Source organism: Pseudorhizobium flavum, from assembly GCF_044142885.1.
GTDB classification, from domain to species: domain Bacteria; phylum Pseudomonadota; class Alphaproteobacteria; order Rhizobiales; family Rhizobiaceae; genus Neorhizobium; species Neorhizobium flavum.
In genome coordinates this window covers 180,488-204,487 of sequence record NZ_JBIOKZ010000007.1, presented here as the reverse complement: position 1 = coordinate 204,487, position 24,000 = coordinate 180,488, and the positions used below count along the sequence as shown (strand labels likewise).

The following is a 24,000-nucleotide window of genomic DNA, read 5'->3' as shown; positions in this document are numbered from 1 at the left end:
CTGGCCGCATCCCATGAATGCTTCTCCCGCCTCCGTCGTATCCGCCAGGAAACTCGGCCTCACCTTCCAGACCAGTGACGGGCCGGTGCACGCGCTTTCCGACGTCGACCTGGAGGTGGAAAAGGGAGATTTCGTCTCCTTCATCGGCCCCTCCGGCTGTGGCAAGACCACCTTTCTACGGGTCATCGCCGACCTTGAGAAGAATACGGCGGGAGAGATCACCATCAACGGCATGACGCCGGAGGAGGCCCGCAAGTCGCGTTGCTACGGCTATGTTTTTCAGGCCCCAGCGCTCTACCCCTGGCGGACGATCGAGAAGAACGTCGCCCTGCCGCTCGAGATCATGGGTCATGGAAAGACGGAGCAGCAGGAGCGCGTCCGCCGCACGCTCGACCTCGTCAACCTCTCCGGTTTCGGGAAGAAATACCCGTGGCAGCTGTCGGGTGGCATGCAGCAGCGTGCCTCCATCGCCCGCGCGCTCGCCTTCGACGCCGACCTGCTGCTGATGGACGAACCTTTCGGGGCCCTCGACGAGATCGTCCGCGACCACTTGAACGAACAGCTCCTTAAGCTCTGGGCGGCAACGGAAAAGACCATCTGCTTCGTCACCCACTCGATCCCGGAGGCGGTCTACCTCTCCACCAAGATCGTCGTCATGTCGCCGCGGCCCGGCCGGGTGACCGACGTGATCCACTCGACCCTGCCGCGTGAACGGCCCCTGGAAATCCGCGAGACGCCGGAATTCCTGGAGATCGCCCATCGCGTGCGGGAGGGACTGAGGGCGGGGCACAGCTATGAGGAGTGAGACGTTCGCCTCCCGCGTCGGCCCCGTTCTGACCATCGTCGCGACCATCATCGTGATCTGGTACGCAGCTGCGGTCTGGATGAACGCGCCTTTCCAGCGCGATCTGGACCGGCGCGGCGACGTCACCTCCACGACCATGGAATTCATCGTCAAGACGCTGTCGCAGCCGAAGCCGATAGTACCGGCGCCGCACCAGGTGGCGCAGAATGTCTTCGAGAATACCTTCCTGCGCAAGGTGACCAGCAACCGAAGCCTCGTCTACCATTCGTGGATAACGCTATCATCAACGCTCGCGGGGTTCGCCTTCGGAACGCTGCTCGGCGTCCTGATCGCGGTCGGCATCGTGCATGTGAAGGCGCTCGACCGCAGCCTGATGCCGTGGATCATCGCTTCTCAGACAGTGCCGATCCTTGCGATAGCCCCGATGGTGGTCGTCGTGCTGGCGGCAATCAACGTCACCGGTCTGATCCCGAAGGCGCTGATCTCCACCTACCTGTCGTTCTTCCCGGTGGCCGTCGGCATGGTGAAGGGCCTCCGCTCGCCGGACATCATCCAGCTCGACCTGATGCGGACCTATAATGCCAGCCGGTGGCAGACCTTCTGGAAGCTTCGGGTGCCCGCCTCCATGCCCTTCCTTTTCACCTCCATGAAGGTCGCGGTTGCCGCCAGCCTCGTCGGCGCGATCGTCGCCGAGCTTCCGACGGGTGCCGCCGCCGGCATCGGCTCGAAGCTGCTCGCCGGTTCCTATTACAGTCAGACGATCGACATGTGGGCCGCCTTGATCGCGGGCTCCCTGCTGGCGGCGATGCTCGTCACCATCGTGGGGGTCGGCGCCCGGTTGATCGACCGGAGAATGGGAGTGAGGCCGGCATGACCTACCTCCTCCGCTCCTGGCAGGGCAGCATTGCCCTTCTTCTCTGTCTTCTCGCAGTAGCGCGATTGCCCTTGCTCGCGACCGGCGCATCGACACCATTCGCTGCCGGAGGGACGATACCCATCCTGTTGCTGATCGCGGTCGGCGCCCTCGCCTCCTTCATGCGTATCAGCCGAGGTGCAAGGGCATTGATCCTGTTCGTCACGGCGCATACCGCTGCCTGGCTGCTGATCGGCGGCATTTCCGGCAACGAGGGCGATGCCCGCCTGTCCTATTTCCTGCTGATCGCGGCAAGCTGGCTCCTCGGCTGGCGGTGCATTTCGGAACTGGCGGAAATCCGGCCGTACAGCCGGCAGACCATGATGGCACTGCGGCTGCTGATCCCGGCGATCTTCGGCGCCTGGGTCCTCATTCTGTGGGAAGCCATCACCCGCGGTGCCGGCGTTCCCTTCATCCTGCTACCTCCACCGTCGGCGATCTGGGACCGGATCGTCAGCTCTGTGCCGATCCTCGCGGCGGACGTGCGACAGACCATCTTCAAGGCCGTGCTGTTCGGCTACGTGGTCGGATGCGCCGCCGGCTTCGCGGTCGCAATCCTCGCCGACCGGATCTCCTTCCTGCGACGTGGCCTGCTGCCGATCGGGAACCTCATGTCGGCGCTTCCCATTATCGGCGTGGCACCGATCATGGTCATGTGGTTCGGTTTCGACTGGCAGTCGAAGGCCGCCGTCGTCATCGTCATGACCTTCTTCCCCATGCTGGTGAACACGGTGGCCGGGCTCGGCGCCTCCGGCTCCATGGAGCGCGACCTCATGCGTTCCTATGCCTCGGGATACTGGCAGACGCTCGTCAAGCTGCGCCTGCCCGCCGCCATGCCCTTCATCTTCAATGCGCTCAAGATCAACTCCACCCTGGCGCTGATCGGCGCGATCGTGGCGGAGTTCTTCGGCACGCCGATCGTCGGCATGGGCTTCCGGATCTCGACCGAGATCGGCCGCATGAATGTCGACATGGTCTGGGCGGAAATCGCCGTTGCGGCGGTCATCGGATCGGTCTTTTATGGTGTCGTGGCGCTCGCGGAGCGAGCAACGACATTCTGGCATCCGTCTAACCGTGGTGGCTAGACGCATCCGCCTTCCGCAACGACGGAGGGCGGCAAAACCTCAGAGGGAAAGGATAACAACAATGAGAAATATCCTTGTTGCATTGATGGCGAGTGCGATGTCGCTTGCAGCCGTTCAGGTGGCTTCGGCCGCCGACATCACCCTGCAACTGAAGTGGGTGGCCCAGTCGCAATTTGCTGGCTACTACGTCGCCGAAGACAAGGGCTTCTATGATGAGGAAGGCCTTGACGTCGAGATCAAGGCCGGCGGCCCCGACATCGCACCGGAACAGGTGATCGCCGGCGGCGGTGCCGACGTCATCGTCGCCTGGATGGGCGGCGCGCTGGTCGCCCGCGAAAAGGGCGTGCCGCTCGTCAACATCGCCCAGCCCTACCAGAAATCCGGCCTGCAACTGATTTGCCCGAAGGACGGACCGATCCAGACCGAGGCCGACTTCAAGGGACACACGCTAGGTGTCTGGTTCTTCGGCAACGAGTATCCGTTCTTTGCCTGGATGAACAAGCTCGGCCTCTCCACCGAAGGTGGTCCGGACGGGGTGACGGTCCTGAAGCAGAGCTTCGACGTGCAGCCGCTCGTCCAGAAGCAGGCGGACTGCATCTCCGTCATGACCTATAACGAGTACTGGCAGGCGATCGATGCCGGCTTCAAGCCGGAGGACCTGGTGGTCTTCAACTATACGGAGATGGGCAACGATCTGCTGGAGGATGGCCTATACGTTCTGGAGGACAAGCTTGCCGATCCGGAATTCAAGGAAAACATGGTGAAGTTCGTCCGCGCCTCCATGAAGGGCTGGAAATACGCCATGGAGAACCCGGACGAAGCTGCGGAGATCGTCATGGACAACGGCGGCCAGGACGAGAACCACCAGAAGCGCATGATGGGCGAGGTCGCCAAGCTGATCGGCGACGGCACCGGCAAGCTTGACCCGGCCGTCTATGAGCGAACCGCAAAGGCGCTTCTCGACCAGAAGATCATCACCAAGGAACCTGAAGGCGCCTATACCGCCGAGATCACCGACGCGGCCATGCAATAACGGCTAAGGTATACTTTATGACAGACAAGCAACGCGCGGCCTCCGCCGCGCGTTGTTACGTAATACATAACAAAATGTAATGAGAACAATAACCGAACAGGCTTGATTTGCGGGCTGGAGGATCATAGAAACGTCAGCCGATGAAACTTCCGGGCCGCTCTTGCAAGCCTTTCTGCCCGGCACCAATTGTAAATCGATTTTGACCGTCGAGGGTCAGAAAAATTCTTCCCGCATGATGGCGGGGCCGATTGAACCCATTGCCTAACTGGATCCCGTACGCATGCTTCGCACGTCTCTTCGCCTGGCCTGTATCATACCGGCTGCCCTGTTCTCTCTTGCTGCACTCCCCGGTGCGGCACAGGAGAACGCTCAGCCGGCAGCCACACCCGAGGCTACCCTGCCGTCGATCATCGTCACCGAGGCGGTAGAGCGGGAACTGACCGACCGCGTTATTGCTACAGGAACGATCCGGGCCGTGCAGGAGGTCTACGTCCAGCCGCTCGTGGATGGCTTGTCGATCCGCACGCTGGAAGCCGATGTGGGCGACGAGGTCGAGGCCGAGCAGGTTCTCGCGACGCTGAATGAAGACACGCTGATCCTGCAGAAGAGCCAGTTGGAAGCCAACAAGGCAAAGGCCGAGGCCGGGCTTGCGCAATACCGCGCCCAAGTCGTCGAAGCCCAGGCCAACCTGGATGACGCCATACGCCAGCGTGACCGCGCAACGAGGCTGGGGAAGACCGGCACCAGTTCGGTCGCCGAAGTCGAACGGGCGACGGCGGCCGCCGAAGTGGCCGAAGCGCGCCTCCAGGCAGCACAGCAGGCCATCTCGGTGGGCGAGGCGGACATCAAGGTTGTCGAGAGCCAGATTGCCGACATCGACCTGAAGCTCGCCCGGACCGCGGTGAAGACCCCTGTTGCCGGGATTGTCTCGGCGCGCAATGCAAAGATTGGCGCGATTGCCAGCGGCGCCGGCGAACCCCTCTTTACCGTTATCCGCGACGGTGCTCTCGAACTCGTCGCCGAACTGACCGAAACGGACATCCACAGAATCGAGCCCGGCCAGCGGGCGATGATCGCTATTGCCGGCGGCCGCACCAAGATCGAGGGCGAAGTGCGCCTCGTATCGCCGACGGTCGATCCTGTCAGCCGGCTCGGCTATGTGCGCATCGACATTGACGAGAAGAGCGGCGCGCGCGCCGGGATGTATGGCAACGCCGAAATCATCATCGATGAGAAGACCGCCCTCGCCTTGCCTCTTTCCGCAGTGACAACAGCACGTGACGGCTCGTACGCCCGCAAGGTGGAAGACGGGGTCGTGAAGCAGGTCGAGGTAGCCATCGGCATTCAGGATGGCGGCTTCGTCGAGGTGACAAGCGGGCTGGCAACTGGCGACATGGTCGTCGAGAAGGCCGGTGCCTTCGTGCGGGATGGTGACCGGATCAAGCCGGTGCCCGCTGCATCGACCGTGTCGAACTGATCGAGGACGAAAGATGAACTTCTCCGCCTGGTCGATCCGCAATCCGATCGCGCCGCTGCTCGGCTTTGCGCTGCTGCTCTTCATGGGGCTGCAGTCCTTCTACTCGCTGCCCATCACGCGCTTCCCGAACATCGACGTTCCTGTCGTCTCCGTCACCGTCGCACAGAGCGGCGCGTCGCCGGCCGAACTCGAGATGCAGGTGACGAAAGAAGTCGAGGACGCCGTCGCCTCCATCAGCGGAGTGGACGAGATACAGTCCACAGTGACCGACGGCCAGTCCCAAACCGTCGTGCTCTTCCGCATCGAGAAGCCGACGGACGAAGCCGTTCAGGACACGAAGGATGCGATTGACCGCATTCGCAGCAATCTTCCTGCGAGCGCCGAGGAACCGGTGGTCTCGAAGATCGACGTCGAAGGCCAGGCGATCCAGACCTTCTCCGTCACCTCCCCGAACATGACGCTCGAGGAGCTGTCCTGGTTCGTCGATGATACGATCAAGCGTGAACTGCAGGGACAGCCGGGGATCGGCCGTATCGACCGTTATGGCGGCGCTGACCGCGAAGTCCGCGTCGCGCTCAACCCCGCGAAACTGGATTCCTACGGCATCACCGCAGTCGACGTGAACAGCCAGCTTCGCGGCACCAACGTCGATCTTGGGTCCGGCCGCGGCCAGGTGGCTGGCAACGAACAGACGATCCGTACGCTCGGCGATGCCCGCACCGTTACGCAGCTCGCAGATACCACGATCGCGCTTTCCGGCGGCCGCTTCGTCAAGCTGTCTGAACTTGGCGCCATCACCGACACCTATGAGGAACCGAAGTCCTTCTCACGCTTCAACGGCTCCCCGTCGGTGACGTTTGCCGTCTTCCGCGCCAAGGGTGCAAGCGAGGTCTCGGTTGCGGAGACGGTGGCGGAAAGTCTTGAAACGGTTCGCGCCGCCCATCCCGGCGTCACGATCGAGATGGTCGACGATTCCGTCTACTTCACCTACGGCAACTACGAGGCCGCGCTTCATACACTGATGGAGGGCGCGCTTCTCGCCGTCATCGTCGTGATGCTCTTCCTCCGCAACTGGCGGGCGACGATCATTGCAGCCGTGGCCCTGCCCCTTTCCGCCATCCCGACCTTCTGGGTGATGGACCTGCTCGGCTTCTCGCTGAACCTCGTCAGCTTCCTGGCGCTGACGCTCGCGACGGGGATCCTCGTCGACGACGCGATCGTCGAGATCGAGAACATTGCCCGTCACATCAAGATGGGCAAGACGCCCTATCGCGCCGCGCTGGAGGCCGCCGACGAGATCGGTCTTGCGGTGATAGCGACGAGCTTCACCATTATTGCCGTCTTCGTGCCCGTGTCCTTCATGCCGGGCATTCCGGGCCAGTACTTCATCCAGTTCGGCTTGACGGTCGCCTTCTCCGTCTTCTTCTCGCTGATGGTGGCGCGTCTGATCACACCGCTGATGGCCGCCTACTGGATGCGCGCCGAAGACGCGATGGAGGACCACCAGGACAATGACGGCCGGTTGATGAAGGCCTATACGCGCCTCGTCACCGGCACGACGCGCAAGTGGTATATGCGCTATGCGACGCTGCTTGGCGCCATTGCCTTCCTGGTTGGATCGATTGCGTTGCTGAGCCAGGTGCCGGGCAGCTTCATGCCGCCGGAGGACTCATCGCGCATCGTGCTCTCCGTCGAACTGCCGCCGAACGCGACACTGGACGAGACCGCCGCAACCACCGACGTCATCTACGATGCCGTCCGCGACATCGACGGCGTCGAGAGCGTCTTCATCCTCGGCGGCGCGTCGCCCAAGGGTGATCTGGAACTGCGCCGGGCGACGGTTCGCGTGATCCTGCAGAACATCGACCACTCGCTTCTGAAGACCCTGGTTAACAAGGGCCTTGGCGGCATTCCGCTGCTGGGCGACCTGGTTCCCAAGATCCCGGACCACGGCCGCACCCGGCCGCAGTGGGAGGTCGAACGGGAATTGTTCGAGAAGGTGCGGACCATTCCGGACGTCCGCATCTCCAAGCTCAATGACCGCGCGGAGCGCGAACTCAGCTTCAACTTCCTCTCGTCCAGCGAGCAGGACCTGAACGAAGCCGTGAGCCTCCTGGAGTCGCGGCTGCGCGCCTCGCCGATCCTCGCCAATGTCAGCTCGGAAGGTGCTCTGCCGCGGCCGGAACTGCAGATCCGCCCGCGCAAGGATGAAACGGCCCGGCTCGGCATCACGCCGCAGCAGATCGCCGAAACGGTCCGCGTCGCAACCATCGGCGACATTGACGCGCAGCTTGCCAAGATGTCGATCGACGACCGGCAGATCCCGATCCGAGTCCAGGCATCGCTCGACCTGCGGCGGGACCTCGCGTCTATCCGCGCGCTGAAGATCAAGACCGCGTCCGGCGAGACGGTACCGCTCTACAGCGTGGCCGACATCGACTATGCGGAAGGCCCGAGCTCGATCAAGCGCAACGACCGAAGCCGCGTCGTGGCGATCGGCTCCGACGTTCCCTTCGGGACCGCGCTCGATACCGCAACGGAGGAGTTCAAGCGCATTGTCGATGCGACGGAGCTTCCGGCGACGGTGCGGCTGGCGGAGAGTGGCGACGCCAAGGTTCAGGCCGAGATGGTCCAGAGCTTCGGCAATGCCATGCTTCTCGGCCTGCTGATGGTACTGGTGGTGCTGATCCTGTTGTTCAAGGACGTCATCCAGCCGTTCACCATCCTCTTCTCGCTGCCGCTCGCCATCGGCGGCGTGGCGGTGGCTTTGATCATCACCCAGAACTCGCTCTCCATGCCGGTTCTGATCGGCATCCTGATGCTGATGGGGATCGTCACGAAGAACGCCATCCTGCTGGTGGACTTCGCGATCGAGATGCGCCGCCACGGGATGGAGCGGGTTCATGCCATGGTGGAAGCCGGCCGCAAGCGTGCCCGGCCGATCATCATGACGTCCATCGCCATGTCGGCCGGCATGCTGCCGTCCGCGCTCGGCGTCGGCGAAGGTGGCTCCTTCCGTTCCCCGATGGCGATTGCGGTGATCGGCGGCATCATCGTCTCGACCGTCCTGTCACTGGTCGTGGTGCCTGCCTTCTTCCTGATCATGGACGACGTATCGCGACTGCTCGGCCGCATCTTCGGCGGCATGTTCGGCAAGAAGGAGGAGGAAGCCGTGAGCCTCTCGACTGAGGAGCTCAGCCGCCGTGCGCACGAGGCCGCCTCTTCGATTGCGACGCTCGAGGAACGCCTCGCTTCCATCGAGAAGCAGAAGGGCGCCAATGACGACAAAGCGTCCGGTACCTCACCCGGGTCGAACGTCATGCGAATGACGCCATGGGCTGCAGAATAGCCTAAAGAGCGATACCAACTGAAAAGGCCGGGTGAGAACCCGGCCTTTTCCGTTCATGGGAACCGCTTTCCTGTTTGATCGATGTCAAAGGCATTCTTGTCGCAGATGCTAGATTTGGTTCCAGGATTCCACGAGCAACCGCCTATCGCGATGGAAAAACCGACGGTCACCATGAACAAGAGCCTGAGAGTGAATAGCCGCGACAAAGCCGTTCTGGTTCGGGCGCCGTTCATGGCCGGCCTGAGTGGGGAAGCGCTGGTGAAGATGCTGAACGCGGCGTCCATTTCCAGCGCCCCCGCCCGCCATATCGTCTTCCGCGAAGGCATGACCGCCGACCATTTCTACTGCGTGCTTTCGGGCTACGTCCGCCTCTACCGCCTGAACCGGGAAGGCCGCGAAGCGGATATCCGTATCTGCGGTCCGGGCGACACCTTTGCGGAATGCCTGATCTACGGCGACGACATCTACCGCTTCAATGCACAGACGGCCGAAAACACGACACTTGCCCGTTTCGAGATTCGCACCGCGCGCCACTTGGCCGAGCAGGAGCCCGATATCGCCAAGGCTCTGATGTCCTGTCTGTCACACCATCTGCTGACGACGATGGACTGCGTTGCGAATGACCGTCTACACACCGCTCCGCAACGCGTGGCCGAATACCTGCTGAAGGCCTGTCCCGTAGATGGCGGTCCGGCATCCGTCCGCCTGCCGTTCCAGAAGAGCCTTCTCGCCGGCATGCTGGGCCTGGCGCCCGAGGCCCTGTCACGCGCCTTCTCATCCCTGCGTCGCGCCGGTGTCACCGTCCGCGGTCGCATCATCCAGATCAGCGACGTGAAGTCGTTGCGGGACGTCTGAAGGATGGGCTACGCCGCCTTCAGAGGCCACCGTTCTCCTTAAGGAACCGTACCACGTGATCGACGCCGTCGCCGCGCTTCAGGTCAGTGAAGAGATGCGGCTTGGCCTCCCGCATCCTGTGGGCGTCACGGTCCATCACGTCTAGATCGACGCCGACATAGGGTGCCAGGTCCTTCTTGTTGATCACCAGCAGGTCTGAACGCGTGATCCCCGGCCCGCCCTTGCGCGGGATCTCCTCGCCCTGGCAGGTGGAGATCACGTAGATGGTAAGGTCGGCGAGATCCGGTGAGAAGGTGGCAGCCAGGTTGTCTCCGCCGGACTCGATGAAGACGACATCCAGGTCGGGGAAGCGCTCGTTGAGACCTGCGATTGCCTGCAGGTTGATCGTCGCATCCTCTCGGATAGCGGTGTGCGGGCAGCCTCCGGTCTCCACCCCGACAATACGGTCGGAAGACAGCGCCTGCATCCGCACCAGCGCCTCGGCGTCTTCCCGCGTGTAGATGTCGTTGGTCACCACAGCGACGGAATAGTCCTCGCGCATCGCCTTGCAGAGCTTTTCCGTCAGCGCGGTCTTGCCGGAGCCAACAGGGCCGCCGATGCCGACGCGCAACGGTCCGTTCGCAGATTTCATCATCTTGTCCTTTCCTCGACAGGCCTTCGTCAGGATCGAAAGAGCCTGGAATGCTGGGTCTCGTGCTTGAGCGAGGCGATCTCCGCCTGGATGGCTGCGGTGCCGAGCGCATCCAGCGTGCTGGCGGAGGCGCGACGGCAGACATCTAGGATGCGCCGCTCCCGTTCAGCCAGTATCGCCAGCCCCTGTGCCTGCCCGCAGGCACCCAAGCGGATAGCGGCCGAAATGGCCTGCGAAATTGCTGCATGCAGGAAAGCCGCCAGCGCGTCCTCAAGCGGCACGGCATGGGCAGCGGCAATCGCACCCACCGCCACCGGAAACGGCACGTCTTGCGGTAGCCGTCCGAGAACCTCATGGGACCAGGCGGTTGCAGCTGCAGCAAAGGCCTTTCCCAGCGACAGCGTTTCAAAGTGTCGCTCGCTTGAACCGGCAAGTGCCAGCCCCAGTTCGGATAGCTCCCGTAGCGCTTCTGTGTCAGCATGGCTCCGCCAAGCCTCGGCGAACAGGATCGCGTCATTCCAGAGGCTGCCATGGCCGAGGATCGTGTCGAGCCAGGGCGCCAGGTCGTCCGCATCCTTCACCAGTCCGTCATGCACGGCCCGCTCGAGCCCGCCCGACCAGGCAAAGCTGCCGATCGGGAAGGCGGGCGACATCCACGCCATCAGGCGAAGCAGTGCCTGCGTCTGCAGCCCCTCACCCATCTGGCTCAATCGTGCGCATGGGGATGATCATGTCCGTGCGAGTGCCCGCCTTGGGCGTGGTAGGCACCGCGAACAGGATGGAAGGGTTCCTCGACCTCGCCGACCGTCGCACCAAGCCCCTCCAGCATCTTGCGGATGACATGGTCGCGCAGGATGAGGATGCGCTCCTCCTCGATCTGCGCCGATAGATGCCGGTTGCCCAGGTGCCAGGCGAGCTCCGTGAGATGCAGGCGGTCCCGCGCGGTGATCTCGAAGAGCTTCTCCGGCGCGGCGGCGATCGCAACATTGCTGCCGTCCTCGAGGATCAGCCGGTCGCCTTCGGCAAGCAGCACCGGCTCCTTGAGGTCCAGCATCACCATCTCGCCGTTGGTAAGGTGAAGCACCTTGCGGCGGAGATGCCGCAGGTCATGCGGCAAGGCGATCGTGTCGACCGGAGGATCGGTGATGACACCGGCATGGTGGTAGGCGGTGATGCGTTGCATGCGTTCATCCTTGAGCGAGGATCATGTGCCCAGTGGCTTGCGGAAGTAAATAACCCGTTCTGTCTCGACAAAGCCCCACTGTCGATGGGCAAGATGGGAGGAGGTGTTGTGCATCTCGGCGTCCGAACAGAGCTCGATGAAACCTCTGGCCCGAAGATCGGACTCGATCTGGGCCAGCAGCAGGCCAGCAATTCCCATTCGCCTGCTGCGCTCTTCAACGAATATTCCTTCGAGAAACGGTACCGGCGTTGAGGTACAGCCATTGGCATAGGCACGGATCGAGACCTCCGCAAAGGCTACGAGCGCGCCGTCGGGGCTGAACGCACCGTAGCCGGCACCGACCTGCCCGCCCAGCATCTCCTCTATCTCGACCAGATGCGCGTCAGCCGGTTGATCCGGCCACAGGGCTTGCCGCAGCTTTGACCACGGCTCCCCGTCGAGGGACGTCAACGCTCTGACAGATACAGGTTTCAAGGTCATCCTCAGAACAGGAAATAGCGCTGCGCCATCGGCAGGACGGTCGCCGGCTCGCAGGTCAAGAGCTCGCCATCGGCACGCACCTCGTAGGTTTCCGGGTCGACCTCGATATTGGGCGTCAGAGAATTGTGGATCATCGACGCCTTGGAGATGCCGCCACGTACGTTCTTCACCGCGACCAGCTTCTTTGCCACGCCGAGGCGTTGCGCGAGCCCGGCATCGAGCGAAGCCTGCGAGACGAAGGTGACGGAGGAATTGGTCCTGAGCTTGCCGTAGGCGGCGAACATCGGCCGGTAGTGCATCGGCTGCGGCGTCGGAATGGAAGCGTTCGGATCACCCATCGGGGCCGCTGCGATGGACCCGCCGAGCAGCACCATTTCCGGCTTCACGCCGAAGAAGGCGGGGTTCCACAGTACCAGATCCGCCCGCTTGCCGACTTCCACGGACCCGATCTCGTGGGATACGCCATGGGCGATCGCCGGGTTGATCGTGTACTTGGCGATATAGCGACGGACGCGGAAGTTGTCGTTCTCGCCCGTCTCCTCCTTCAGTCGGCCGCGCTGGCGCTTCATCTTGTCGGCCGTCTGCCAGGTGCGGATCGCCACCTCACCGACACGGCCCATGGCCTGGCTATCGGAAGAGATGATCGAGAAGGCACCGATATCGTGCAGGATGTCCTCCGCCGCGATCGTCTCCTTGCGGATGCGGCTTTCTGCGAAGGCGATATCTTCCGGGATCGACGGCGACAGATGGTGGCAGACCATCAGCATGTCGAGGTGTTCGGCAAGCGTATTGACCGTGTAAGGCCGGGTCGGATTGGTCGAAGATGGGATGACGTTCGGTTGACCGCAGACCTTGATGATGTCCGGCGCGTGGCCACCGCCCGCCCCTTCCGTATGGAAGGCGTGGATGGTGCGTCCCTTTATTGCCGCCACCGTGTTCTCGACGAAGCCGGACTCGTTCAGCGTGTCCGTGTGGATCATCACCTGCACGTCGTATTCGTCGGCGACCGTCAGGCAGTTGTCGATCGCCGCCGGTGTCGTGCCCCAGTCCTCGTGCAGCTTCAGCGACGAGGCGCCAGACAGGATCATCTCCTCCAGCGGCGCCGGCAGCGATGCATTGCCCTTGCCGGCGAGCGCAAGGTTCATCGGGAAGGCATCGAAACTCTCGATCATCCGTTCGATGTGCCAGGCGCCGGTGCAAGTCGTGGCGAGAGTGCCATGGGCAGGACCCGTGCCGCCGCCCAGCATGCAGGTGAAACCGCTCATCAGAGCTTCCTCGATCTGCTGCGGGCAGATGTAGTGGATATGCGCGTCCATGCCGCCGGCGGTCAGGATCTTGCCTTCACCAGCGATGGCCTCGGTCGAGGGCCCGACAATGATGCTCACGCCCGGCTGGGTATCCGGATTGCCGGCCTTGCCGATCGCGTGGATGCGGCCGTCCTTGAGGCCGATATCGGCCTTGTAGATGCCTGTGTGGTCGACGATCAGCGCATTGGTAATGACGGTGTCGACAGCGCCTTCGGCGCGGGTCGCCTGGCTTTGCCCCATGCCGTCGCGGATCACCTTGCCGCCGCCGAACTTCACCTCCTCGCCATAGGTGGTGAAGTCCTTCTCCACCTCGATGAAGAGTTCGGTGTCGGCGAGCCGCACCTTGTCGCCGACGGTTGGGCCGAACATGGAGGCGTAAGCGGCGCGGGAGATCTTGTGGGGCATGAAGAGACCTTTTGAGGACGTGTTGAGCCGGCCGGATTGCGCGTCAGTTGCCGCCCATGAGATCCGTCTGTTCCTTCAATTGCAGCGTTCGCTGCCGTGTCAGTTCCGCCTGGCAGCCATAGATGAGCATGGGTTCCATGCTGCCGCCCCGCGCTTGGTAGCCACGGAAGGTACACTGAGCATCACGGAAGGCGATCCACGCGCGCTGCGCCCTTACCAGCGCCTCCTCGGCTCCGGCCATATCCGAAGCTTCCGCATCCCAGGCTTTCATGACTCGGCGCGATTCCTGATATTGTGCATTCAGCTGTTCATCAGCCTCCTGCCATGCCTGAGCCTCGCACTCGTTCAGCTGCCACTGTACCGAGGTATTCGCACAGTCGAACTCGGCATCCTCCTGGGCGAGCGCGGATGCCGCCATCAGCATCGCCGACAACATCACCAGCTTCTTCATAGCGGCCCCATGACCTTCTGCTGGAAACCGAAAACCTTACGCGATCCGGACAGCGGGATCAGCGTCACCTGCCGGGTCTGGCCCGGCTCGAAGCGGACCGCCGTGCCGGCGGGGATATCGAGCCGCATGCCGCGGGTCATCTCACGCGGAAAGGAGAGCCCTTCATTGGTCTCGAAGAAATGGTAGTGGCTGCCGACCTGGATCGGGCGGTCGCCGGTATTCGAGACCTCGATTGTGATCGTTGGCGCACCGGAATTCAACTCGATTTCACCAGCAGCAGCAATGACTTCGCCCGGGATCATGAATCAGCCTCGCACCTGTTTAACGTATCGGTTCATGTACGGTGACGAGCTTCGTACCGTCAGGGAACGTCGCCTCGACCTGCACGTCGTGGATCATCTCCGCGACACCTTCCATCACCTGGCTGCGGGTGATGACGTGGGCGCCCGCCTCCATCAGATCCGCCACGGAGCGGCCGTCGCGTGCCCCTTCTACGACAAAATCCGTGATCAGCGCGATCGCCTCCGGATGGTTGAGCTTGACGCCGCGCTCCAGCCGCCGCCGCGCCACCATGGCGGCCATGGATATCAGCAGCTTGTCTTTTTCCCTGGGGGTGAGGTTCATCTTGGTCCTGCGCTTGCCGTCAAATGTTCCAGACCTTCGGCACCGGCGCGCCGTTTCGCAATACGGCAATTACCGGTACCAGCACTTTTCTGAGTTCGAAGCCGCTCGGAGCGATCATCCGGACAATAAGCTTGCCTTGCCAACAACTGGCACCGCCATTGCCGTTGCCGAGCACCTCGCGCACCTTGGCCAGCATAGCCTCCGCCAGAGGTCCGGCATAGAGGATCGTGGCAAAGGCAGTCTCGCCACCGAGGGTGGCATTCGCGGAGCCGACCAGATCGATCTCGCCATCAAGCCGCATCTCTTCCGCGTGCAGCAGGCGACCGCCCTGCCGCACGCGCCAGCGATCCCGGAAGAGACCGTGACGGAGCCGCTCGCCCATCGCCTGCCGTCCCATGAGGACGGCTTCGACGGCGAGGAACTCTGCCGTCTCGTGAAGATCGACGTCAAGCCGCCGGCTGAGGGAGGATTGGTCGAATAGGATGGTTTCCTGCGGCAGCCAGTGAAGGCTCGCATTGGCGCCGGCGGCGAGCCGGGTGGTCACGGAGGCAGTGCCGGCAGAGGCCTTGTAAACCTTCTCATTCGCCTGTGTCGTGACTGTCAATCGGGTGGAATCAGAGGCGGCGACGGACCATTCGATCACGTCGCCGCCCGTCAGTCCCCCTGACGTATTGATGAGGATCGCCTCCATATCGGGCGAGAATGTTTCGGGAAGGCGAATTTTTGCGCAGCCTTCCTGGTAGAACTCGGAAAGCCGCGTCCGCCCGTCGAGAGGCTTGGTTACAAGGCGTCCCTTACCCCCTGCGCGCTGCGGCGCATATTGCTCGGCTGGCTGCTGCAATTCGTCCCCTGAAGATCACCGTTCACAGCACAATCGGAAGCAACAGCCGTGCCAGTCTTCATGATGGCCGGCGCTGCCTCCGCGACGATATTGCGCTTGTCGGCTTCAAGGAAGAATTCCCACATCCGCGGAGCCGGATCAACAGACGGATCGAAGGCTGACGCCTTGACCACCGACGCGACCTGCACGACGCCGGACTGCGAAGAGGAGGACGAGGCCGAAGCCATCATGCCTTCGGCAGGCGCAGTCTTCGGCCAGGCATGCGTACCATTGGCGTAGACATAGGCAGCAATGCGCGCGCCGGCCTTACAGGTATCGTAGAGGCGCTGCGTGACGTCGCCGACCGTATGGGTCACGGCGTCGCCCGTGCAGCCATCCATCTGGCTCCAGCGCTGCAGGGCAGTGAGGAAACCGTATTGCCAGTAGGGTTTGCCGCCACCAGCATAGGGATTGGCATCGTCCTTCTCGCCGGCGAAGGCAATGATCGACATCGGCCGGGACGGAGCGCAGGTTGCCCCATCAGGCTTCCACTGCCCGTCCACGTTCACAGGCGCCCCTGCCCTCAAGGAATGGACGAAGCCGGCGGCCGCGAAATCGCTGCGGCCACTGCAGATGTATTGCGAGAGCATCCGCCCGCCGCCCGAATAGCCGGAAGCATAGATGCGGCTGCGGTCGACGCAAGCCGCCTGCTCGACAGCCTTGACCGCGGCACCAATGAAGGCGACTTCGTCAAGTCCGCCCTCCTGCGTCGTCACCAGCGGCACGTTCCAGGCGTGGGTTCCATCAAAGGCCCCCGCAAGGCTGCCCTGCAGGGCCACGACGATGAAACCCTCCTTTTCCGCCACCTGGTCCCACGAACTGCGCTTCAACTGCCCGACGGGGTTGCTGTGACTGCCGTGGAAGTCGAAGACCACCGGAACCTTCTCGGTCCCGGCATAGGACGACGGTACGAAGATGACACCGGTACGATCAGCGTCCGTCGACTGGACCGTGAACTCATGCCGGCCCGGCTGGATTGGCTGGCCGCATCCATCAGCAAGCGCGGCGTTTGCGCCCAAGAAAAACGCTCCTGCGGCGATCAACCTGGCAAGAGCGGCGGAACCGGAAAAACCATCAATGCGTGCAAATGCCATCAAGCGCCTCGCTAGCGGGGTGCAGGGTTTCAACTCTCTGCGGCCTGTTGGATAACTGACGCGGTGATAGCATTCATTAGGGAATGGTGAAACGATTAAAACGAATGGAAGCTATGCGAATATTGACCCGCTAACAGTAATAGCTCGCCATTCTTTCGCCTCAACTTGGACATTGGAGAAACTGGAACTCAGATTGGTCAAATTCATCGATGACCGGCGGAACTGCATCTGCCGGCTCCAGACTCCGAGCACTAACCACATGAAACCGAAAGGCCCAGCTTGCGCCGGGCCTCCAGAAATTCGGGAACTGCGTGCTACGATCAGTCTTCCTTCTGGAAGTAGCTGTAGTTGCCGTCGTCGCCCTTCTTCCACTCGTACATGACGTAGCCCGGAAGCTTCGGGTCGCCCTTCTCGTCGAAGCCCATGTCGCCCAGAGCGGTCGGGAAGGTATTAGCCTTCATCGCTTCGGCAACGGCTTCCGGATCGTTGGAGCCAGCGGCCTTGGCTGCGCCTGCGATCACCTGCATGGAGGCATAGGAGTAGAGTGTGTAGGCTTCCGGTTCGAAGCCCGAAGCACGGAACTTCTCGACCAGTTCCTTGTTCTGCGGCGCCAGACGCGGGTCGGGGCCGAAGGTGTTGAGCGTGCCTTCGACGGCATCGCCGGCGATCGAGGCGAGCTCGTTGGAGACGATGCCGTCACCCGAAACGAGTGTGGCGTCGAGGCCCTGGTCGGCAGCCTGGCGGATGATCAGGCCGGCTTCCGTGTGGAGGCCGCCCCAGTAGATGATCGAAACACCGGCTTCCTTCATCTTGGCGATGAGGGCGGAGAAGTCCTTGTCGCCGGTGTTGACGCCTTCGCGGACGACTTCGGTGACGCCGGCAGCATTCATTGCCTTCTTCGTTTCTTCGGCAAGACCCTGACCGTAGGGGGTCTTGTCATCGATGATCGCGATCTTGGCGTCCTTGAACTTTTCGGCAAGGTAAGCACCGGCGATCGAGCCCTGCTGGTCGTCACGGCCGCAGGTGCGGAAGGTGTTCCAGAGGCCGCGCTCGGTGAAGGTCGGGTTGGTCGATGCCGGCGAAATCTGCAGGATGCCGTTCTCGGCATAGACTTCCGAAGCCGGGATCGAGACGCCGGAGTTGAAGTGACCGACGACGAACTTGACACCATCGGCGACGAACTTGTTCGCCACGGAGATACCCTGCTTCGGGTCGGAGACGTCGTCGCCGAGGACGATGCGGACCTGTTCGCCGTTAAGGCCGCCGGCAGCATTGATCTCTGCAGCCGCCTGCTCGGCACCCTTCTGGAGCTGCGCACCAAAGGCAGCGTTCGGACCGGTGAACGGACCACCGACGCCGATCAGCACGTCAGCCCATGCGCTGCCGCCAAAAGCGACCACAGCTGTCAGTGCGACGGCCGAAAGAAGAGACTTCTTCATCATGTTACTCCCAGTTTTTATAAGCGGGTTGGGTTGAGAAAGCCTGCGCGATACCCACCATTATCGCGCCGGAAACTGTTCCACTCTAAGGTCTTGTCACGGTTGAACCTTTCCCCAATGTGAGGCCAGTTTTCCGTGACTGTCAATCTTTCTTCTTCCATGAGAAAGCTGAGGTGCGTTCGTAGAGCCAGTAGTAGTTGTTGACCATCTGGCGGGTGCGAAAAACGCGGAATCCGATCGTCGAGAATACCAGCAGCAGCACCACGTCGATGACGTAGAAGAAGGGGCTGATAAACGGTCCCTGGAACAGGGCGTAGTGAAGGAACCGCATCACGATCGCGAGCAGCAAGGTGTAGACGATGACGGTGGGATAATTGTCCCACCCCTCGGCCACAGCCTTTCCAGTCCGCCACGCGGTCCAGAAGCCGATCAGCAGGACCAGTCCGCGCAGGACGTAGCGAACGCCGGTATCCGTTTCAAAGAATAAACCTTGCATTTCAATCTCTCCCAGTCGCGCCGATCAATGCCGGCCACCCTCGAGGTAGGCAGCGCGCACTTCAGGATTCGTCAGCAGTTCCTTGCCGGTTCCAGACATGGTCACCTTTCCGTTGACCATGACATAGGCACGATCCGACAGCTTCAGCGCGGCAAAAGCGTTCTGCTCCACGAGGAAGACCGTCAGTCCCTCTTCCTGGTTGAGTTTCTTGATGGCTTCGAAGATCCCCTTGATGATCAGCGGCGCGAGCCCGAGCGACGGCTCGTCGAGCAGGAGGAGCTTCGGCCGCGCCATCAGCGCGCGCCCGATCGACAGCATCTGCTGCTCGCCGCCGGAAAGCGTGCCGCCACGCTGGCTCTGCCGCTCCTTCAGGCGCGGGAACAGGGTGAAGATCTTCTCGACGTCCTCGTTGAAGTATTTGAGGTTGTCGAGCCCGGCGCCCATCTGCAGGTTCTCGTAGACCGTCATGCGCGGGAAGATGCGCCGGCCTTCGGGTGACTGCGCAATGCGACGCCGTGCAATGAGATGCGTCGGCTGCTGCGTGATATCCTCGCCATCGAAAATAATCGAGCCGTGGCGGGCCTGCGGGCTGCCGCAAATCGTCATCATCAACGTCGACTTGCCGGCGCCATTGGCGCCGATCAGGCTCACGATCTCGCCACGGTTGACATGCACGTCGACGCCGTCAAGCGCGCGGATATTGCCGTAGAACGTCTGTACGCCCTGGACTTTGAGGAGAGGTTCATCAGCCATCAGATGGTCCCCTCATCCAGTTTTTCCTCGATTTCTTCAACTTCATCATCCTCGACGCCGAGATAGGCCGCGATGACCTTCGGGTCGTTCTTTACGTGGTCCGGCGTGCCATCGGAAATCTTCTGGCCGTATTCCAGCACCACGACATGGTCCGAGATCTCCATCACCACCGACATGTCGTGCTCGATCAGCAGGATCGAGACACCCTCGTTGCGGATGGAGTGCAACAACGCGTTCAACGCCGCCGACTCGCGCGGATTAAGCCCCGCGGCCGGCTCGTCCAGGCACAGAAGCTCCGGTCCCGTACACATGGCGCGGGCTATCTCCAGGCGACGCTGAGCGCCATAGGGTAGATCGCCCGCAGGATCATCGGCTCGCTCGGTGAGATCCGCCTTGTCCAGCCAGTACTTTGCCTTGTCGATCGCCGCAGCCGATGCCTTGGTATAGGCGGGCAGGCCAAGAAGACCGAGGATCGTGTAGCCGGATGCCTTCATCAGCGCGTTGTGCTGCGCCACGAGAAGGTTCTCCAGAACCGTCAGCCCGGAGAACAGGCGGATGTTCTGGAAGGTGCGGGATACCTTCGCGACCTTGGTGATCTCGAAGTCCCGAAGCCGCTCGAGAAGATAGGTCTCGCCGTCCTTCTGCTGCAGGGTGATCATGCCCATGGTCGGCTTGTAGAAGCCGGTGATGCAGTTGAAGACGGTGGTCTTTCCCGCCCCGTTGGGGCCGATCAGGGCGGTGATTTCGCCCCGGCGGGCCTCGAACGAGAAGTCATTGATGGCCATCAGGCCGCCGAACTTCATCGACAGGTGGTCGACCTTGAGGATCGTGTCGTTGTTCATGCTGTTCGTTCCGAGGGTCATCAGCCGTGGCCCTCCTTGGTAAAGCTGCCTGAGACCGCCTTGCGCTCCTTGAGGAAGGCCGTCGGCTGACGCGAACCGACCAGACCGCGTGGCTTGAAGACCATGACGGTGATCATCGCCAGTCCGAACAGCAGCATGCGGTAGAGTTCCGGCGTGAAGTCCGGCCCGAAGACATGCTTCAGGAACTCCATCTCGCGCAACAGTTCCGTACCGCCGACCATGACGACCGCGGCGATGGCGATGCCGGTGAGCGAGCCCATGCCGCCAAGCACGACGATCGCGAGGATGACCGCCGATTCCAGGAAGACGAAGCTCTCGGGTGAGACGAAGCCCTGCCGGGTTGCGAAGAAGGCGCCGGCGAAGCCACCGAACATGGCACCGATGGCAAATGCCGTCAGCTTCGTGGTCACGGTGTTGATGCCGAGCGAACGGCAGGCGATCTCGTCCTCACGCAAGGCTTCCCACGCGCGGCCGATCGGCATGCGGCGCAGCTTGATGCTCACATAGGCGGTCAGCAAGCAGAGCGCCAGGATCAGGTAGAACAGGAAGATCTTGTAGTAGGCAGAGGACATGGAGAGTCCCCACGCCTTGGTGAAATTGTTCGCTGCTCCGACGTCGAAGGACCAGATGCCGAAGAAGGATGCTTTCGGGATACCGGAGATACCAAAGGTGCCCCTGGTCACGTCCGTCCAGTTGATCAGCACGAGGCGGATGATTTCGCCGAAGGCGAGCGTCACGATGGCAAGGTAATCGCCCCGCAGGCGGAGCACCGGAAAGCCGAGGATGATGCCCCAGAAGGCGGCAAGGATGCCCGACAACGGCAACAGGACCCAGAAGGACAGGCCGAAATGCTGGGAGAGCAAGGCGTAGGAATAGGCGCCGACGGCATAGAAGGCGACATAGCCGAGGTCGAGGAGGCCGGCGAGGCCAACCACGATATTCAGGCCCCATGCCAGCATGACGTAGATGAGGATCTGGATGCCGAAGTTGTCGACATATTTGAGTGATCCCTGCGTTCCGGCGAGCGTCACCGCCACAAAGGGATAGATCAGCATGCCGGCGAGCGCGATCTTGAGGAAGTGCGTGTGGAAGAACCCCTTCTCGTCGGATACTTCCGGGACCCCCGCCTTGGCTTTGGCGAGCTTTCGCTTGTCAAGGTGCGGCTTCACGAAGGCCACGACGACGAAACGGCTAACCGCGGCAACGATAACGAAGATCGCCAGCAATCCCCACCGGGTGCGCCAGACCAACTGGTTGTTGATGTTCTGGTAGGTCTCGATGCCGACATAGAGAAGGAAGAGGCCGAAGGCCATGGCGCCCGCGAAGAGCGCTTCCTTCAGGGCCTTGCTCATGAGGCCCGTGTTTTCGGAAGTGGAAGCCTGCGACATGTCAAACCTTCTCCACTTCCGGACGACCCAGAATGCCGGTCGGCTTGAAGATCAGCACGAAGGCGAGCAGCGCGAATGTTGCGACGTCCTTGTAGGCGATCGTGAAATAGGCAGACCAGAGCGATTCAATGAGACCGATCAGCAGGCCGCCGAGGACAGCACCCGGAAGGGATCCGATCCCGCCGAGAACGGCAGCCGTGAAGGCCTTGACCCCTGGGATAAAGCCGTCGTTGAACGTCGCGACACCGTAATACATGAGGTACATCGTGCCGGCGACGGCAGCGAGTGCGGCACCCATCACGAAGGTGATCGAGATCGTGCGATCCACGTCCACGCCGAGAAGCGCCGCCATTTTGCGATCCTGCTCCGTGGCGCGCTGGGCACGCCCGAGTGGCGTCTTGTTGACGATGTACCAGAAGATCGTCAGCAGAACCGCAGTGACGGCGATGATGATGATCTGTTTCAAGGAGATGGTGATCGCGCCGAAATGGTAGACATCGGTCACGAGCGACGGGATCGGCTTGTTGCGCGGTCCCTGCGTCACCTGGATGAAGTTGGACAGCACGATCGACATGCCGATCGCCGTGATCAGCGGCGCCAGGCGGAACGAGCCGCGAAGAGGCCTGTAGGCCACGCGCTCGATCGTCCAGTTCCACAGGCTGGTCATCAGCATGGCGACCACCAGCATCACCAGCAGCGCCAGCGCGACGGGCACGCCAGCGATGAATGAGGTGAGGATAAGGAAGACGATCAGTGCGGCGAAGGCGCCGAGCATGAAAATGTCACCATGGGCAAAGTTGATCATGCCGATGATGCCGTAAACCATCGTATAGCCGATTGCGATCAGGCCATAGATGGATCCAAGCGTCAGCCCGTTAGCGAGCTGCTGGATAAAGTACTCCATCAATTTTCCCCTGGATGCGGTTCCCGAAGGCCGCATCTTCTCTATTCCCGCCCCGGCGAGTCTCCCGGGCTCCGGCGCGCATCCAATACCGGTTTCGGGTCAAATGTGAAGACAAAAAGCCGAGAACGAGGCGAAAACGCGTCTTTCTCAACAGCCTGCCTATTGAAAAGGCGCAGTTTTCGGTTCTGAGGCAGCCATCCGCCCAAAATTGCTGCGCCTCGCGTCCGAGGCTGTTCCTTCCGGCGCGCGCACCTGGCAGGCTCGCTGGAGCGGGTGCGAGTTTGCGCATGCAGCATCAGAAAAACAACGAGTTGTTTGATGCGCCATCCCCGCTGTCTCCACCCCGCCTATTCTGAAGCTCTATCAGCGGAGCAAAGACAATGGCCGACAGGACTACCAATCTGGAAATGCCTTTCATCCTTCCCTCTCAGGCACAGAAGCATGTCACCCACAATAAGGCACTGCTTGTTCTGGATACGATGGTGCAACTGACCATTGCCGAAGATCGTGCCGATCCCCCGGCCAACCCACCGGAGGGCACCTGCTTCCTGGTCAAAGAAGCAGCTTCCGGCGAATGGTCTGGCAAGGATGGAAAGATCGCGGCATGGCAGGATGGTGGTTGGACCTTCCACCAGCCGCTTTCCGGCTGGCGCGCATGGTTTGCAACGACCGGTGCGCTCAAGGTCTTCTGGGAGGACGAGTGGCGGTCTGTCCTGCCTCTCTCGCCAAGGTTCGAGGGCATCGGGATCAACGCCGACAGTAACGCCACCAACCGGCTGGTTGTCGCCTCCCCCGCCTCGCTTTTCGACCATACGGGAAGCGGCCACCAGTTGAAGATCAACAAGGCTGCCGCCGGCGATACTGGATCGCTGCTCTTCCAGACAGCGTATACGGGCTATGCGGAACTCGGCCTCGCCGGAGGAAACGCCTTCTCGATCAAGGTAAGCGACGGAAACATGTGGAAGACCGCGCTCGCCATCGACGCCGGTGGTCGCCACACTCGACCGAACCAGCCGGCGATGAGGGCCTACCGGACAGGCACCAGCATGACACCGGCGGACGGACAGCAAACGGGCTTCACTCATTTCGGCGTCAATCGCGGCGGCTTCGAGCTATCGGGCTCGACCTCCGGCGGTGGCAGCGCAATCCTGGTGCCGGCAAGCGGAACCTACCTGGCGAGCCTGCAGGTCAGGACTGCCTCTTCCTCCGGCCATGTGACCGCCGTCGCCGCGAACGGAAGTGCGAGTGCCCTCCAGGTCGCAGGCCCCTCCGGCTCATCGGGAACACTTTCCGCCAGCATGATCATGGAACTGGAAGCCGGGGACATTCTATCCCTTCATCACAGCGGGACCGCTACGGTCATGCTGGGCGATGGCAGCACGAACCTGTCGCTGGCGATGTTGTAAGCGCTGCGAACGGCAGCATTTGCCGACAGAACCGTGCAGGTGGACGAGGTGCGCAGACACGTTTCAAGGGCGTAAATCCCAAGGCCGCAGACCGATTTCAACTGCTGGCAGCTTCTGGAACAATTGCTTCGCCACATTTAGGTAAATGTTAAAACTGCGGGTCTAGGCTCCCCTCCGTG

The 24,000-nt window shown here is 62.0% G+C and carries 24 protein-coding genes; 8 read left to right on the top strand and 16 right to left on the bottom strand.

Annotated features, from left to right (window positions below; genetic code table 11):
- Nucleotides 1-13: 13 nt before the first annotated feature.
- From ACEPP2_RS15135 to ACEPP2_RS15105, 7 genes are all read left to right on the top strand, one after another.
- Nucleotides 14-805, top strand: a complete 792-nt coding sequence (locus tag ACEPP2_RS15135) for an ABC transporter ATP-binding protein (RefSeq protein WP_077549473.1) — start codon at nucleotides 14-16, stop codon at nucleotides 803-805.
- Nucleotides 795-1,679, top strand: coding sequence for an ABC transporter permease (locus ACEPP2_RS15130; RefSeq protein ID WP_077549474.1), 885 nt, complete (start codon nucleotides 795-797; stop codon nucleotides 1,677-1,679). Before ACEPP2_RS15135 ends, ACEPP2_RS15130 begins: the two co-directional genes overlap by 11 nt.
- A complete protein-coding gene (locus ACEPP2_RS15125; RefSeq protein ID WP_395517057.1) occupies nucleotides 1,676-2,803 on the top strand; it encodes an ABC transporter permease in 1,128 nt (375 codons plus the stop codon). Before ACEPP2_RS15130 ends, ACEPP2_RS15125 begins: the two co-directional genes overlap by 4 nt.
- Nucleotides 2,804-2,864: 61 nt before the next feature.
- A complete protein-coding gene (locus ACEPP2_RS15120) occupies nucleotides 2,865-3,836 on the top strand; it encodes an ABC transporter substrate-binding protein (RefSeq protein WP_152337850.1) in 972 nt (323 codons plus the stop codon).
- A gap of 280 nt (nucleotides 3,837-4,116) precedes the next feature.
- On the top strand, nucleotides 4,117-5,313 hold the full coding sequence (locus tag ACEPP2_RS15115; protein ID WP_395517056.1) for an efflux RND transporter periplasmic adaptor subunit: 1,197 nt from the start codon (nucleotides 4,117-4,119) through the stop codon (nucleotides 5,311-5,313).
- A gap of 13 nt (nucleotides 5,314-5,326) precedes the next feature.
- On the top strand, nucleotides 5,327-8,662 hold the full coding sequence (locus ACEPP2_RS15110) for an efflux RND transporter permease subunit (protein ID WP_395517055.1): 3,336 nt from the start codon (nucleotides 5,327-5,329) through the stop codon (nucleotides 8,660-8,662).
- Nucleotides 8,663-8,833: 171 nt separating this feature from the next.
- On the top strand, nucleotides 8,834-9,517 hold the full coding sequence (locus ACEPP2_RS15105; RefSeq protein WP_077549860.1) for a Crp/Fnr family transcriptional regulator: 684 nt from the start codon (nucleotides 8,834-8,836) through the stop codon (nucleotides 9,515-9,517).
- A 19-nt stretch (nucleotides 9,518-9,536) separates the two neighbouring features.
- Here ACEPP2_RS15105 and ureG read toward each other — a convergent pair whose 3' ends face one another.
- The 16 genes from ureG to ACEPP2_RS15025 form a co-directional block, all read right to left on the bottom strand.
- Nucleotides 9,537-10,148 carry an urease accessory protein UreG gene (gene ureG, locus ACEPP2_RS15100; RefSeq protein ID WP_052639062.1) on the bottom strand — a complete coding sequence of 204 codons (612 nt, stop codon included), beginning with the start codon at nucleotides 10,146-10,148 and terminating at the stop codon, nucleotides 9,537-9,539.
- A 29-nt stretch (nucleotides 10,149-10,177) separates the two neighbouring features.
- Nucleotides 10,178-10,849, bottom strand: coding sequence for an urease accessory protein UreF (locus tag ACEPP2_RS15095; RefSeq protein WP_395517054.1), 672 nt, complete (start codon nucleotides 10,847-10,849; stop codon nucleotides 10,178-10,180).
- 5 nt (nucleotides 10,850-10,854) lie between these two features.
- Nucleotides 10,855-11,331: an urease accessory protein UreE gene (ureE, locus tag ACEPP2_RS15090; RefSeq protein WP_395517053.1), complete on the bottom strand. Its 477-nt coding sequence runs from the start codon at nucleotides 11,329-11,331 to the stop codon at nucleotides 10,855-10,857.
- Between the two features lie 21 nt (nucleotides 11,332-11,352).
- A complete protein-coding gene (locus ACEPP2_RS15085; protein WP_395517052.1) occupies nucleotides 11,353-11,805 on the bottom strand; it encodes a GNAT family N-acetyltransferase in 453 nt (150 codons plus the stop codon).
- Between the two features lie 8 nt (nucleotides 11,806-11,813).
- On the bottom strand, nucleotides 11,814-13,523 hold the full coding sequence (ureC, locus tag ACEPP2_RS15080; RefSeq protein WP_395517051.1) for an urease subunit alpha: 1,710 nt from the start codon (nucleotides 13,521-13,523) through the stop codon (nucleotides 11,814-11,816).
- Between the two features lie 43 nt (nucleotides 13,524-13,566).
- Entirely contained in the window at nucleotides 13,567-13,974 is a 408-nt protein-coding gene (locus tag ACEPP2_RS15075; protein ID WP_077549483.1) for a lysozyme inhibitor LprI family protein, read from the bottom strand.
- The gene (locus tag ACEPP2_RS15070; RefSeq protein ID WP_395517050.1) at nucleotides 13,971-14,276 is read right to left on the bottom strand and encodes an urease subunit beta; all 306 of its coding nucleotides are present in this window, start codon (nucleotides 14,274-14,276) and stop codon (nucleotides 13,971-13,973) included. The genes ACEPP2_RS15075 and ACEPP2_RS15070 overlap by 4 nt, the downstream gene beginning before the upstream one ends.
- Before the next feature lie 19 nt (nucleotides 14,277-14,295).
- A complete protein-coding gene (locus tag ACEPP2_RS15065; protein WP_052639069.1) occupies nucleotides 14,296-14,598 on the bottom strand; it encodes an urease subunit gamma in 303 nt (100 codons plus the stop codon).
- Nucleotides 14,599-14,617: 19 nt separating this feature from the next.
- Nucleotides 14,618-15,439 carry an urease accessory protein UreD gene (locus ACEPP2_RS15060; protein WP_395517049.1) on the bottom strand — a complete coding sequence of 274 codons (822 nt, stop codon included), beginning with the start codon at nucleotides 15,437-15,439 and terminating at the stop codon, nucleotides 14,618-14,620.
- Nucleotides 15,379-16,572 (bottom strand): alpha/beta hydrolase family esterase, encoded by a 1,194-nt coding sequence (locus ACEPP2_RS15055; protein ID WP_395517048.1) that lies wholly within the window; start codon nucleotides 16,570-16,572, stop codon nucleotides 15,379-15,381. The genes ACEPP2_RS15060 and ACEPP2_RS15055 overlap by 61 nt, the downstream gene beginning before the upstream one ends.
- 320 nt (nucleotides 16,573-16,892) lie before the next feature.
- Nucleotides 16,893-18,011 carry a branched-chain amino acid ABC transporter substrate-binding protein gene (locus ACEPP2_RS15050; protein ID WP_077549487.1) on the bottom strand — a complete coding sequence of 373 codons (1,119 nt, stop codon included), beginning with the start codon at nucleotides 18,009-18,011 and terminating at the stop codon, nucleotides 16,893-16,895.
- Nucleotides 18,012-18,153: 142 nt separating this feature from the next.
- On the bottom strand, nucleotides 18,154-18,507 hold the full coding sequence (locus tag ACEPP2_RS15045; RefSeq protein WP_395517047.1) for a DUF6867 family protein: 354 nt from the start codon (nucleotides 18,505-18,507) through the stop codon (nucleotides 18,154-18,156).
- Nucleotides 18,508-18,531: 24 nt separating this feature from the next.
- Nucleotides 18,532-19,260: an ABC transporter ATP-binding protein gene (locus ACEPP2_RS15040; RefSeq protein WP_077549489.1), complete on the bottom strand. Its 729-nt coding sequence runs from the start codon at nucleotides 19,258-19,260 to the stop codon at nucleotides 18,532-18,534.
- Nucleotides 19,260-20,123, bottom strand: coding sequence for an ABC transporter ATP-binding protein (locus ACEPP2_RS15035; RefSeq protein ID WP_077549490.1), 864 nt, complete (start codon nucleotides 20,121-20,123; stop codon nucleotides 19,260-19,262). The genes ACEPP2_RS15040 and ACEPP2_RS15035 overlap by 1 nt, the downstream gene beginning before the upstream one ends.
- On the bottom strand, nucleotides 20,123-21,511 hold the full coding sequence (gene livM, locus ACEPP2_RS15030) for a high-affinity branched-chain amino acid ABC transporter permease LivM (protein ID WP_395517046.1): 1,389 nt from the start codon (nucleotides 21,509-21,511) through the stop codon (nucleotides 20,123-20,125). Before livM ends, ACEPP2_RS15035 begins: the two co-directional genes overlap by 1 nt.
- Nucleotide 21,512: 1 nt before the next feature.
- Nucleotides 21,513-22,415, bottom strand: coding sequence for a branched-chain amino acid ABC transporter permease (locus tag ACEPP2_RS15025; RefSeq protein ID WP_052639077.1), 903 nt, complete (start codon nucleotides 22,413-22,415; stop codon nucleotides 21,513-21,515).
- 380 nt (nucleotides 22,416-22,795) lie between these two features.
- Between ACEPP2_RS15025 and ACEPP2_RS15020 the strand changes: the two genes are divergently transcribed.
- Nucleotides 22,796-23,821 carry a DUF2793 domain-containing protein gene (locus ACEPP2_RS15020; RefSeq protein WP_395517045.1) on the top strand — a complete coding sequence of 342 codons (1,026 nt, stop codon included), beginning with the start codon at nucleotides 22,796-22,798 and terminating at the stop codon, nucleotides 23,819-23,821.
- Nucleotides 23,822-24,000: the final 179 nt, after the last annotated feature.